Origin of the sequence: Psychrobacter sp. GW64-MNA-CIBAN-0177 (genome assembly GCF_040309585.1) — a bacterium.
Classification (GTDB): Bacteria; Pseudomonadota; Gammaproteobacteria; order Pseudomonadales; family Moraxellaceae; genus Psychrobacter; species Psychrobacter okhotskensis.
In genome coordinates, this window is record NZ_JBEOOY010000241.1 from 1 (window position 1) to 272 (window position 272).

General features: G+C 57.0%; 1 protein-coding gene. It reads left to right on the forward strand.

Annotation, left to right across the window (positions count from 1 at the left end; genetic code table 11):
* A partial coding sequence (locus AAEY79_RS14930) for a hypothetical protein (RefSeq protein WP_352289174.1) occupies nt 1-272 on the forward strand: 272 nt, incomplete at both ends.

Below are 272 nucleotides of genomic sequence, written 5' to 3' on the forward strand. Positions count from 1 at the left end.
GGTGAGCTTCAGCTCACTGGAAACGGCGACCAAGGAAGAAATCATGATGAATCAGGAGCTGTTCCTGCGGCGCCGTACAAAACTTCACGTCCCTGCCGGCTCTGGCGGAGTCACACGCGCGCAGGTCGCATCAGCGGTCAAAGAAGTCGCGGCGTTTCGATATGTACTCTCTGAACCGCTAATCGAGCGAATCGGCATGCTATCTGCGGTCGAACTCAAGAATTGGCTGCGTGAAGTCATTCGAGTCCTGCGGCGTCGCAGCGGTGCTCATG